Raw genomic sequence first — 12,316 nt, 5'->3', positions numbered from 1 at the left:
CGGCAGTTGCCAGAGTTTGTATATAAAAAATGGATCAGTACTTAATTTAATCAACGGCCTCATCAACGTAGGCCGACACCCATCCAACATTCCCGTTTTTGATCAGATAAAATTGCTTGGCTTCATTCACCGATTTAAACTGACGCATGATGCGCAACAACAACGCTGTACCAGCCATCAGCGAACGTTGATCGAATACGGTATGCACCCGTTTGATCTCAGCTGTTATTGCATTTTTATCCCATTTACCATTGCCCATCTTTGTTAGCAGATATGCTTCTGATAACGAAGAATAATTTTCGGCAACACGTTTCGCAAAACGTTCCACATCATCGTAGGTAACAGGAACAACCGGATTGTTCATCAACTCAGGATATAATAACGTAGCAGTGGCCCAGGAAATTCCACCACTGAATGCAATATGATCGCTAACCGGATAACTGCCACTTGTATTCACCGCATAAGTGATCTCTGAACTTTCCGCACCTGCCGCTACACGGAATAATTGCTTTGAGTAATTTTCATGCGATTTATCATCACCCAACATTTTTTCAGCAGCGTTGGCTGTACTCTTTGTTCCCCACGATAATTGAAACAGATAAAAATAACTGTCGTTGCCATACGGGAAAAAGCCTCCTTTAGAATTACCGCTGCCTATATCGATCAGGAATGTATTGTAACGACGGCTTGCAGGAACAATACCCTGATGTGATAATTTTGCTTCCATCATTACATCTACCACTTCTACTTTCCTGCCGGGCTCGTTGATCTTTTCCTGAAAAGCGTTGATGAGTTTTGCCACCCATGCATTTTGCTTTTCTTTTTCAGCCTGGATCTTTACCCCGCTGCTGATAACCGTAAAAATTCGTTTGGAAGGAATGTTAAACGTTGTGTTTGCTGTTTGAAATAAGCCGGTAAGGCCATTGAGCGTTGCATCAAATGTTTGTTGCGTAAAGGAAATAAAATCTGTGTTAACCGAAGTGTCTTTTACAGCAAAAAAACTATTCCCTAATTGTCCGTTCTTCTTCAATTCAATTACACTCAGCTTCACCCCTTTTGAACCCACTTCAATACCTGCGTATAAATTGGGCGTATTGTACTCATTTTTCTTGCTTGTTTGTGCAATCACATGCTGGCCTCCTGTCATAAAACAGAGCAGCAGCCAGGCAGCCACGACGTTGTTACGCATAATGTAAGTTGTGCTTTGGGTAAAAGTAATACAATCGTATGCGGTAAAACCCTTTACCAGCCTGCTATTCTTCAACTGTGAAAAAAATGTGATTAAGTGGAGAGACTGTCGTTTCAATTTAACCGCAGCGAAGTTCTGCCAATACGCACACCATTGTGATAGAATTGTACACTGTACATTCCTTTTTCATACGCAGGCAATTTCAAATTCATCGCAATACGGCTGTTGTCGCCTTTTGAATAAGCCAGCTTTGCTTTACGTGTATACGGAATACGATCATTTCCTGTAGTGAACATTCCCGACTGCCAGGGATCATCCTGCACCACTTCACCCGACGGATCGGTGAGTACCATATATACTTCTGTATCGGTAAACGAAGTTGTTCTGTTCTGCACAACACAGGCAATTGCAAGTGAAGCTGCTGCTGCTGCATTGACAGTTACCTGATCTTTTCCATCGCCTTGTATAGCCCGTAAACTGATACCTGAAGCCGAGAACACTTCATTGACAGCTTCCTGTTTGGCAGGCAGATCTGTTTTGCTGTTGCCGGTTGAAGAAGTAACCACAGGCCTCGGATCAACTACAGTTGTTGTGGTTGCGGCTGTGTTTGATAAACGTTGTTGCAGTTGTTTGATCTTCTCTTCGGCCCTGCGCAGATCTTCCTTGGTGATATTGTTGATGGTGAGGATGGCGGCGATCTCGTTTCGCAAACTGTCGATCTCATTTGTTGCAGATGGGATCGTTGCGGCTGTTGACGTATCAACAACGTTCCTGGAAGAATCAATTTGTGAAAGCACCGTGTTGTAGGCAATACGTAACGAATCATTTGTGCTTTGTTGTGCAGCAATACTGTCTTTTACAGAAACCGTAGACGGCTGATTGCTGTATTGATTCTTATCGTATAAATGGTACACCCATGTACCCACGAGGCAAAGCGACACTACTAACAGCAATATATTCCGGCTATCCTTCATTCCGTTTGCAAACTACTTATAATAATGCCAGCCGAACGGGGCTAACGCTGTTTGTGGAAAAGCTGTGAAATGAAAAAGTCCCCCGAATTACCGGGGGACAGGTACACATTGATGAATCATCAATTATTGGGCTACGTTAAATGCAACAGCAAGTTTTTCCCAACTAATGGTCACTTTACCGTTTGCACCGTCAATTTTTAATGTTTCAGTCATTTCTGCTGCAGCAGGTTTTACGGTTACACGCAACACATCATCCGTTGCTTTGTAACTGTAAGCGCCCCATTGCTTTGGATTTTTGTTAAAGATGATCACCCACTCTTTTTCACCGGGAATAGTAAACAGTGAATATTTACCGGCAGCAAGTGTTTTACCTTCTACTTTAATATCCTTGTCTGTTTCAAACACAGTGGCTTCATTTGCACCCGTACGCCAAACTTCACCATAGGGAACTAATTTACCCCAGATCTCACGACCTTTTACAGATGGTGCACTGTAATTGATTTTAATAGTCGCATCACCCGCTTTTAATTCTGCACTTGCAGGTGGGCTGGGTTTTGTTTGATTCTGTGCACAGGCCGTTACTGATAACAGTAAAACCAAGACCGGCAATAGACTTAAGATACGTTTCATGTGTATTATTTTTGAATGTACAAGTTAAAACAAAATTTATAGACTATTGTTGGCTGAATGACAAACGGATATTATCGTTATTTTAATTCCGCCTTTTTCATCTCATAATAAGCTTTATCGCTTGCCAGCTTTTGCACTTCGGTAAGCGAACCAATGTACAAACTACGGCCGTGCGTACCCAATACAATTTCATTTTCACGCTCCTGAATAACAATATCATGAATAGCCACACGAGGCAGGCCGCTCATCCATGCCATACTGCCGGCACCTCCATCTACTGATACATACAATGCATGATCGGTACCCACGTACAACAGATTCTCCTGCTTCGGATCTTCACGGATCACATTCACCGGTTCAGCTGGTAAATCAGTAAAGATCTGTTTCCATGTAGTTCCATAATCTTCACTTACAAATACCCATGCAGCAAAATGATCGTTGCGGTATCCGTTCAATGTAACATATACCCTGCTCTCTTTGAATTTCGATGCAACTACACGGCTTACATACAATCCCTGTACCTGCTTTGGTAACTTGGAATGAATGGCTGTCCAACTATAACCACCATCTTTTGTAAGATGGATAAATCCATCGTCACTACCGGTATAGATCAACCCAAAACGTAATGGCGATTCACTCATGGTTACCAGTGTACCAAACGGCACATTGCCTTCTTTTTTACCGCCTGTAAGATCGCCGCTTAAGTTCACTGAGTTTTCACCCTTGTTGAAACTTCTGTGGAAACGGTTGCTGCCGAAATAAAATACATCCTGGTTGTGTTTCGATAAAAGAATCGGCGACTGCCAGTTAAAACGTAATGGCTTATCACCCAGCTCATGTTGCGGACGCACACTTACACGACCTGCAAACGGCGCATTTTTATTTACTCTTGCATAAGCTCCAAACTGCGAACCAACATATACAGTTGTATTATCTCTTGTATCAACCTGTACCTGCATACCATCGCCTCCGCCAATTGATTTGTATGGATAGTTGCCACTGTCGTGCCAATCGGTTGTTTCACGATTGTTGCTTGGGCCAAACCATGTACCGTTATCCTGGAAACCACCATATACATTGTAGGGCTTTGCATCATCCACAGCAATGGCATAATACTGGCCTACCGCCGGCGAATTGGCTTTGAACCAGTTTACACCATTATCATACGTAATATTCAAACCACCATCGTTTCCATTGATCATATGCGAATCACGCTTAGGGTTGATCCATAATGCATGATGATCGGAATGCACATTACGTCCGTCGATATTCTTAAATGTTTTACCTGCATCAGTACTTAACCATGCATTTACTCCCAATACAACGATCTTATCTGCATTGGTGGGCGACACATAGATCTTCGCAAAATAATATCCATAGGTACTGAATGCCTGCGGTAATTTATTGTTGATAAGCTTCCATGTTTTACCTGCATCATCGCTGCGATATACTTCGCAACCTTTGATGCCTGCATTGCTGAAACCATCATCGCCTGCATCAAAATAATCCCACAATGCAACGGGTTGAATTTTTCCGCCTCGTACCATTTCCTTTACAACCGCAGCATTATATTTTGCCGGGAAACGTTGCTTGCGAATAAACGTATCCAGCTTTTTATCATCCAGAGTCAGCAGTTGATCTGCCGTCATGGTTTTAAAATCTTTCAGTTGAATGGTTGTATCACCGGTTACTTGTTTTTTGCCGGTATCGGGTAACGGATTGTAATTGTCAATTACAGCAAATACAATGTTTGGGTTTTGTGCAAACACACTCAAGCCAATACGACCGAGCTTTTTTCCTTCCGCAAAACCGCTGCCCGGTCCACTGATCAAGGTCCAGTTGTTACCACCATCGGTACTTTTATAAATGCCGCTGGTGGGGCCGCTTTCATCAAACTTCCAACCTCTGCGTGTACGGTTCCACATGGCTGCATACAGGTCGTTGGGATTATTGGGGTTGATCTCCATTTCAACTGCACCGGTATTTTCATCAATCGCAAGTGTGAGCTTCCATGTTTTACCGCCATCAACTGTTTTGTACACACCACGTTCTTTATTGGGTGAATACAAATGTCCCAATGCAGCTACCCATGCTGTGTTTGGATCAGTTGGGTGCAATTGAATTTTTCCGATATGATGACTTTCAGGCAAACCGAGGTACTCCCATGTTTTACCATTATCGCCACTTTTATATACACCATTACCGGCATACGATGAACGGCTGCTGTTTACTTCGCCACTGCCCACCCAAATAATGCGGCTACCATACCATTTCACAGCAATATCTCCAATCGTCATCACATCTTCATTATCAAAAATGGGTGTGAACGATTGGCCATTGTTAGTTGTATGCCACAAACCACCACTGGCATATGCAACATAAAATTCTGTAACATCTTCAGGGTTTACTTCGATATCATTTACACGTCCGCTCATTACTGTAGGACCAATGTTTCGGAACTTACTTTCTTTTAACAAAGATTTCTTTTCCATTTCCTTGCGTAACTGCATGCCTTTCAGCCGCTCTTCGGCAGTTGTTGGCTTGATTTGTGCGTTACTGATAAGTACAAGGAACAGAAACGAAAGAAGAGGGGTAACTTTGAACAGGCAATTTTTAAGAATTGCAGCCGTTTTTAACTGGTACATGCTTTTTTGGTTTTTTAATCTCATGTTATGAAAAGTAGAAGAATGATTTCAAACATACGAATGTTGATGTTAAGTGCAGTAGCCACTCTCCTTTTTTGGATGAGCGGTGTTGCTCAATGCAAAGACTTTACGATTGGTGTAAAAGGCGATACGCTCAACTGTACCGATGTTAAAGATCTGAAACAGGGTAAATGGGTGATCCGTTACGATGAAGTGCGTGGAGAGCCCGGCTATGAAGAAGAAGGTGAATTCAAAAACGGAAAGAAAGAAGGGCCATGGCGTTCGTACACATTAATGGGCGATCTGCTGGCCATTGAATTTTACAGGGCCAATAACAAACATGGCAAACAACAATACTTTAATGCAAATGGTGATCTGGTGCGGGAAGAAAGCTGGCTGGCTCAAAACCCCGACAAACCTTCTGAAACCATTGAAGTGTTTGATGTGAACGATCCCAAAAAAGTGTATTTGGTAGAAGTAAAACTGGAAGCATCTACCGTTGCACATGGTATGTGGACGATCTACGAACCCGGTACCGGCAAAATATTACGCAAAGAAAATTTTATACTCGGCAAACTCGATGATGGTACCGGTACTGCCAATGGTATTGTAAAAAAAGATCCCAACGATCCGAACGAAACAACTACCACCAAGAAAGAAACGCCGAAAGAAAAAGTAAAGCCCAAAGAAATTCTTGAATACGAAAAGAAGAATGCGGGTAAGAAAAAAATAAAAGTGAGAACAGGACAAACGGGCGGATGAGGATGAAGATGTGATGTACGAAGTAAGAGGTACGATGTTGCTACGGTCGGCACGGCGAAGCCGGTCTGAACGATAATAAACCAACAACACATCAAAGCACAAGAGAAAGTACCCACACCACATAAAACCAAATAAACCCAACCCAACTGATCGAATGTATTTTCTTGAGTGTACGCCAATCATAAACAAACAATGAGAGAAACAATACGTTCCAGATAATTGTTTCAAATAACACGACGCCTGTCATTGAATCGAAACTCATCAGCTTACCTGCAACCCTGTCGAGAACCGGCCCCAATACATAAAGTGTTCCTACATAAATATATCGTTTGTGCTTAATGCCATGTTTACGGTTTAAATAAGCCAGCAATACCAAAACAGCAAAACTTGTGGTATAGATCCTGTTTGCTTTTACATAATCCGGCATTACCGACCATCCTTTATATACCGCTACAAATACATAAAACGTACTGATTATAACACCCAGCCCGATCAACATACCTGCAATGCCGAGAGCACGGTGTGCTTTGTAATTTCCTTTTCTGATATAGCCTGTTTGGATCACCAGAATAATGAACCACGCTAAGAAAAATAAACCGTGAATAATAAATTTCGGATCGCTGTTACTCTCCTGCTTCACATCATAAAATAAATTGTCTGAAAACGCAAACACGGACAGGAACAGCAAAAATAAACTGGCCCAGAAAAAATAATTCTTCCTCATATGTTGAGAGATGGTTTAATGCGTTTGAACGTTACTGTTACAAGAACTGAATAACCGACACCCTAATGTAAGAAATGATTGGAAAAATAATTTTGGCGAATATTCGCTATTGACCTGCTTCTACCGCTTTAATGATATCATTGAATACTGCATCAGAAATGATGGTATTCAAAGTCCAATCACTATCAACATAATTAAAATAAGCGATCACGATTTCTTTTCCCGGAACAACATATAAAGCCTGGCCGCCAAAACCACCTTTCATCATTACACCATCACTTGCCAGATCCCATTGATACATCCATTTAAATGGAGCCATCGGATTATTGATAGCGGGGGCATCAAACATTTCCTTTTGTTGCACGGCGTTCATGATAGCTCCGTTTCGTTTTTTGATCTCACTGTTGGTAAACATCATTCCAAAACGTGCCAGATCCCGCAAGGTTACTGACATACCTCCATGAGACCACGGAATGCCCTTGTCTGAAAGACATACATATGCATCAGAAGACGCACCCATCGGTTTCCATATTCGTTCCGACACCAGATCTGCATATTTTTTTCCTGTCACTTTTTCTGCAAGCCATCCCAATACAAACGTGTTTAGATTAGAATACTCAGCATGCGATCCGGCAGGCTTGTCTTTTTTTATTCCTGCAAGAAATGTAAAAACAGATACAGGTGTAGTTGAAGCTTTTGGCAACAGGCCCAGAGCCGATTCAAACTGATAATTTTTATGTTGCGGATTCGTGAACGGCCCGCTGGCAAAATCAATGGAATAACTATCCATGCCCGAACGCATGTTCAAAATATCTTTTACAGAAATTCCCTGCCAGTCGCCGCCTTTTAATTCGGGAAGATAAGTTTCAATGGATCGATTAATGTCAATTTTCTTTTCGTTGACCAAACCGGTAATAAGTGCCGAAGTAATTACTTTGGTTACCGATTGAAGTGAATGCTGATCGTTTGGAAGCATAGAGAAATACTTCTCATATACAATCACGCCTTTGTGAACCACAATAAAACTGCCGATGTGTAATTGATTCAAATAATTTTCGAAAGTAATGTTTCCGTTCTTTGATTTAACAGAAATAGCCTCAATTGATTTTTTAGGATCGCTTTTGAATACATAAGGCGCATTGGACTTCTGAATAATACCAACAGGAAAAAACTCCGACATGTACCTGAAACTATAATGCGATAACCTTCCGCCAACATCCCACCTGCTTTGCTTGATACTATCGTGAATGGCATTGCTTTCTTCCCTTGAATAATGTAACTGTTGTGCCCATCCCCTAACCTGTAGGAATACAAATGCAATTGTGAGTAACTGAAATGTCTTCTTCATCTCTTTTAATTTTTTTTGAAAGAAAACCTTGAAGATTTAATCTTCAATCGCCTCAATACCTTGTTCATTTAATTTTGCCAATGCATCTTTCATTGCTTTTATCTGCTCATGTGCATGGCCTTGCCAATTTACTACTTCAGCGACAACTTTGAATGAATACTTTGAACGGTACGACATAGTAGGATTGCCTGGAAATTTTTTATCGGTTACATTCGGATCATCTTCGAGAGCACCTGTTGGTTCCACCAGATAAATTCGTTCAGGTCCATTGCCTGCAGCAAGTTCAGCTCCCCAAATGGCGGCATCAAGCGTGGCGGTGAGATAAATATATTTCGCTGCATTCTTTTGTCCGTAGTTTGATTTAATGCCGGTTTCAATAAAATCGCCGGGGCTGAGATCGGCTTTTGTGCCATGAAAATAGGTTTGTGAAAAAACACTGGCAGCAGCTACGCCTGATTGATGATTGGTTTTGTTGTTTTCCATGATCGTTTAGTTGTATGATTTGTTACTTCTTGCAACCTTTTTATTTCGCCTGCTGAAAATCCGGATGCCCTGTTTGCCATAAAATAAAACCCCACTCTCTCACCATTTGTGCAAAAAACTCATCTTGATTGCTACTGCCAAAATGCCCACCTTCAAAATCCACATACAGCCAAACAGGATTGGTTGATGCATTGGCTGCCTGCATCTTTGCAGCAAACTTCGCCGGCATATAACTCTGCACACGAAAATCTTTAAAGCTACAGGTAATCAATTGTGCGGGATAATGTACACCCTGTTTTGTATGATGATAAGCATCCATCTCCAACAGCGCTTTGAATTCGATCGAGTCTTTTACTGTTCCAAACTCAGCTATCTGCGTTGGACCCGACGGCATAAATTCTGTACGCAATGCATTTAACACGCCCACTTTACAAACAGCAGCTTTGTATAAATCCGGTCGTTCAGTAATGGCACGGCCAATGAGTATGCCGCCGGCACTGGCACCGATGCAACTGAATTTTGCGGACGATGTGTAGTTGCTTTTGATCAACCAATTGGCACAGGCATTAAAATCTTTCCACGTATTGGGCTTGGTTGTTTTTTTGCCGCCTAAATGCCAGTCGTTCCCTTTTTCGCCACCACCACGCACATGCGCAAGTGCCATAATATAACCTCGGTTGAGCATGGGCAACAGGTTGGCATCAAAATAAGGATCGCCCAAGGAGTTGGCACCATACGCACCATAACCCACCATTACACATCCATTTGAACCATCTTTTTTCAGCAACGCTTTGTTGTAGATAATGGTGAGTGGCACCAATGTTCCGTCGTGTGAAGGCAATTCAATTTCTTCATACACAATATTGTTCAACTGCGGAAAATCGCCGTTGTAGGTTTGATGATACAATCCTTTGCTGATTGTTTTTGTTTTGATGTTGTACCGATAACGGTTGAAGGGAACATTCCAACCTGAGTTAAATTACTCTACTTCATTTTCATCGACTGAGAGAACCGACAACATTGTATTTCCCTGCAACGATGTTTTTACTTCTTCTGTTTTACCGGTAGCAAAATGATAGATCTTTGGCTGTATCACCAACTCGTTTTTGCTGAAGTTGATCAGCAAATAATCTTTTGTTTTAGCAACGGTTGATATTTTCCAATCGTCTTTTCCCTCAGCAATTATTTCAGCGTTTGATAAATCGGGACGGGCCAGTGATGTTTTAATGATTTTGAATTGCGGATTTCCTTTTGATGTAAGTAGATACAGATCGTTTCCGTTTACAAAAAATTCTTTTATCTCGTCGTCCATACCTGCCAATGGCTTCCAATTGATTGTTTTTTTCTTTAACTCCGATTTGAGTGCAAAAAACAATGGGATATCACCTCCACTGTTTTTTTCCAGAATCATATAGGGAGAATTTTTGTACACCGTTACCCATGGCCGTTCAACTGGTTTTAAATTCAACTGCGGATACATATCAGCACCGGCAAGTACAAGATCGTCAGCAACCGATGTACCCATCACGTGTAGCTTAAACAAACAATTGAGAATATTATCAGCATTGTGCGGATCGCTGCTTTTATATTCCAGATAAACAACATCGGTATTGCTGCCGCCAACAAACCTGCCACGGGAATGTGGAATTACATCGGCATAGAATTTTTTGGTAGTCACATCAAGGATATGGATATCACCCAGATCACTTCCAGCTTCACTGATCATTATGAGCACACGACTGCCATCGTCACTTACTCTTGGTATATAATCAACAGTTTTACCTGCACGAAATGTTGTTGGATCAAACAATAGTATTTCAGCCCCTTTTTCACCTTTACGGCAAAACAGTTTGTTGACTCCTTCGCCGGGTAAACGTTTTTGATAAAAATAATTGCCGCCCGCTTTTGCAACAGGCTGCATGGCAACTGCTGTAATTTTTTCCAACGCTTTTAATTCGTTGATCAGCATTTGCTGACCGGGTATGCCGGCCAGTTGGGTATTGGTATAAACAGCCTGTGATTGAAACCAGTTCAACACCGCACTATCTTTCAAATTTTCCAACCAGCGGTACGGATCTTTTACCGTTACTCCCCAATAAGTATCACTACTGTCGGCAGTTTGGGTAACAGGATATTGATACTGTGCCGATGCGCCAAATACAAAAACGGATATACAGCTAACGGTAAGAAGAATCTTCATGTTTTTAGCATTTAACAATGGATGCAAGTGCCACGCCGCAGCAAGCAAAAAAGGATGCTGTTAAAAGTACAACAGCTGTAGCGATTGGCAAGTAGCGAAAATTCGTTACAAGAATAATACGTCCAGAATGTTTTGTGTACCGCATTCGTGTTATTTATGAAACAATGGCTTGTTGTTCTGATTACGAAAAGATAGGAACAGAAGTTGCGGCACACGCCATCTCCCCATATTCGGGTATTGACTTTTTCACATAAATTATCAACCTTGTAAGAGCAGAATATATTCATTCGCTGCAGCCGATCTGTTCAATAAAATATCTATGCGATTCAACACTCGAAACACGGCCCCCGCATTAGGTCAGCAGCAGAAAATATTATTTGTCGACAGGAATCATTCGTCAAATCAAAAAACAAGTTGTTATGAAAAATAATTTTTGCCTGGCAGTAGTTATCATGATACTTCAACTGCAACTATCAGCTCAAACCATCACCGTTACGTTACTCGGTACCGGAGCTCCACAACCAACCATCGACCGCTTTGGAGCTGCAACGCTCGTGGAAGCAGGTGGCAGATATTTTCTTTTTGATTGTGGCAGAGGCGTAACACAACGTTTGTGGCAGAAAAAAATTGGTGCAGGCAAAGTGAATTATCTCTTTCTTACACATCTTCATTCGGATCATATTGTTGGTATTCCCGATTTGTGGCTACTGGGTCTTATGCCCGGCACTTTTGGTAACCGAAAGCAAGCCTTGGAAGTGTATGGCCCCGCCGGCACCAATGATATGATACAGGGATTAAAGCTGGCTTACCAATGGGATATTAAAACCCGTGTTGCCGAATACCCATCAGCAGACAGTGGCAGCAACGTAAAAGCAAACGATGTAAGAGAAGGTGTAGTGTATGATAAAAATGGAGTAAAGATCACAGCTTTTTGGGTGAATCATTCTGACATTATCGATTCAGCATTAGGATACCGGTTAGATTATATGGGCCGTTCCGTTGTTATATCAGGCGACACACGTTACAGCGAAAACCTGATTCAGTATTCAAAGGGAGCAGATCTGTTGATACATGAAGTAATTGCCATTCGTGAAGATGTGGCGGCAACTCAACCACTGGCCCGTAAGATCATCAACTTTCATACAACACCGGAGGATGCGGGAAAAATATTTGCGCTCGCAAAACCAAAACTTGCTGTTTACACACATGTGGCCATACCAACGTTAGATCCATCAAAACCTCCGTTAACTACTGACGATATTATTGCACGAACAAGAAAATACTACAGCGGACAACTGGCAGTTGGTGAAGATTTAATGGTGATTGAAATCGGAGAGTCCGTTAAAATAAAGGAGTAGAAA

Annotated in this window: 11 protein-coding genes; 2 read left to right on the top strand and 9 right to left on the bottom strand. The window is 41.7% G+C overall.

Annotated elements, in window-relative coordinates:
• Positions 1 to 46: 46 nt before the first annotated feature.
• The 4 genes from WG989_RS15250 to WG989_RS15235 form a co-directional block, all read right to left on the bottom strand.
• The gene (locus tag WG989_RS15250; protein WP_340430678.1) at positions 47 to 1,189 is read right to left on the bottom strand and encodes a hypothetical protein; all 1,143 of its coding nucleotides are present in this window, start codon (positions 1,187 to 1,189) and stop codon (positions 47 to 49) included.
• Between the two features lie 113 nt (positions 1,190 to 1,302).
• Positions 1,303 to 2,163 (bottom strand): DUF8428 domain-containing protein, encoded by an 861-nt coding sequence (locus tag WG989_RS15245; protein ID WP_340430676.1) that lies wholly within the window; start codon positions 2,161 to 2,163, stop codon positions 1,303 to 1,305.
• Positions 2,164 to 2,286: 123 nt separating this feature from the next.
• A complete protein-coding gene (locus WG989_RS15240) occupies positions 2,287 to 2,793 on the bottom strand; it encodes a DUF2911 domain-containing protein (protein ID WP_340430674.1) in 507 nt (168 codons plus the stop codon).
• Positions 2,794 to 2,870: 77 nt separating this feature from the next.
• The gene (locus tag WG989_RS15235; RefSeq protein WP_340430672.1) at positions 2,871 to 5,438 is read right to left on the bottom strand and encodes a VPS10 domain-containing protein; all 2,568 of its coding nucleotides are present in this window, start codon (positions 5,436 to 5,438) and stop codon (positions 2,871 to 2,873) included.
• Positions 5,439 to 5,465: 27 nt separating this feature from the next.
• Here WG989_RS15235 and WG989_RS15230 point away from each other — a divergent pair, with 27 nt between their 5' ends.
• Positions 5,466 to 6,200: a toxin-antitoxin system YwqK family antitoxin gene (locus WG989_RS15230; protein WP_340430669.1), complete on the top strand. Its 735-nt coding sequence runs from the start codon at positions 5,466 to 5,468 to the stop codon at positions 6,198 to 6,200.
• 91 nt (positions 6,201 to 6,291) lie between these two features.
• On the opposite strand, the gene WG989_RS15225 is transcribed toward WG989_RS15230, so the two are convergent.
• The 5 genes from WG989_RS15225 to WG989_RS15205 all read right to left on the bottom strand — a co-directional run bounded on the left by WG989_RS15225 (position 6,292) and on the right by WG989_RS15205 (position 10,955).
• Positions 6,292 to 6,924 (bottom strand): hypothetical protein, encoded by a 633-nt coding sequence (locus WG989_RS15225; RefSeq protein WP_340430667.1) that lies wholly within the window; start codon positions 6,922 to 6,924, stop codon positions 6,292 to 6,294.
• 106 nt (positions 6,925 to 7,030) lie between these two features.
• Positions 7,031 to 8,272 carry a serine hydrolase domain-containing protein gene (locus tag WG989_RS15220; RefSeq protein ID WP_340430665.1) on the bottom strand — a complete coding sequence of 414 codons (1,242 nt, stop codon included), beginning with the start codon at positions 8,270 to 8,272 and terminating at the stop codon, positions 7,031 to 7,033.
• Positions 8,273 to 8,308: 36 nt separating this feature from the next.
• Entirely contained in the window at positions 8,309 to 8,755 is a 447-nt protein-coding gene (gene arr, locus WG989_RS15215; RefSeq protein ID WP_340430663.1) for an NAD(+)--rifampin ADP-ribosyltransferase, read from the bottom strand.
• 40 nt (positions 8,756 to 8,795) lie between these two features.
• Entirely contained in the window at positions 8,796 to 9,662 is an 867-nt protein-coding gene (locus WG989_RS15210; protein WP_340430661.1) for a prolyl oligopeptidase family serine peptidase, read from the bottom strand.
• A 72-nt stretch (positions 9,663 to 9,734) separates the two neighbouring features.
• A complete protein-coding gene (locus WG989_RS15205) occupies positions 9,735 to 10,955 on the bottom strand; it encodes a prolyl oligopeptidase family protein (RefSeq protein ID WP_340430659.1) in 1,221 nt (406 codons plus the stop codon).
• Between the two features lie 419 nt (positions 10,956 to 11,374).
• On the opposite strand from WG989_RS15205, the gene WG989_RS15200 reads away from it, so the two are divergent.
• Positions 11,375 to 12,313 carry an MBL fold metallo-hydrolase gene (locus WG989_RS15200; protein WP_340430657.1) on the top strand — a complete coding sequence of 313 codons (939 nt, stop codon included), beginning with the start codon at positions 11,375 to 11,377 and terminating at the stop codon, positions 12,311 to 12,313.
• Positions 12,314 to 12,316: the final 3 nt, after the last annotated feature.

Source organism: Lacibacter sp. H407 (assembly GCF_037892605.1).
Classification (GTDB): domain Bacteria; phylum Bacteroidota; class Bacteroidia; order Chitinophagales; family Chitinophagaceae; genus Lacibacter.
The sequence above is the reverse complement of the archived record's forward strand: the minus strand, read 5'-3'. Positions and strand labels throughout refer to the sequence as shown.

Excerpts from the sequence above, each read along its gene's own strand:
- WG989_RS15205 (WP_340430659.1), bottom strand. The coding sequence starts at position 10,955 with ATGAAGATTCTTCTTACCGTTAGCTGTATATCCGTTTTTGTATTTGGC.
- arr (WP_340430663.1), bottom strand. The coding sequence starts at position 8,755 with ATGGAAAACAACAAAACCAATCATCAATCAGGCGTAGCTGCTGCCAGT.
- WG989_RS15245 (WP_340430676.1), bottom strand. The coding sequence starts at position 2,163 with ATGAAGGATAGCCGGAATATATTGCTGTTAGTAGTGTCGCTTTGCCTC.
- WG989_RS15220 (WP_340430665.1), bottom strand. The coding sequence starts at position 8,272 with ATGAAGAAGACATTTCAGTTACTCACAATTGCATTTGTATTCCTACAG.
- WG989_RS15250 (WP_340430678.1), bottom strand. The coding sequence starts at position 1,189 with ATGCGTAACAACGTCGTGGCTGCCTGGCTGCTGCTCTGTTTTATGACA.
- WG989_RS15225 (WP_340430667.1), bottom strand. The coding sequence starts at position 6,924 with ATGAGGAAGAATTATTTTTTCTGGGCCAGTTTATTTTTGCTGTTCCTG.
- WG989_RS15235 (WP_340430672.1), bottom strand. The coding sequence starts at position 5,438 with ATGTACCAGTTAAAAACGGCTGCAATTCTTAAAAATTGCCTGTTCAAA.
- WG989_RS15230 (WP_340430669.1), top strand. The coding sequence starts at position 5,466 with ATGAAAAGTAGAAGAATGATTTCAAACATACGAATGTTGATGTTAAGT.
- WG989_RS15200 (WP_340430657.1), top strand. The coding sequence starts at position 11,375 with ATGAAAAATAATTTTTGCCTGGCAGTAGTTATCATGATACTTCAACTG.
- WG989_RS15240 (WP_340430674.1), bottom strand. The coding sequence starts at position 2,793 with ATGAAACGTATCTTAAGTCTATTGCCGGTCTTGGTTTTACTGTTATCA.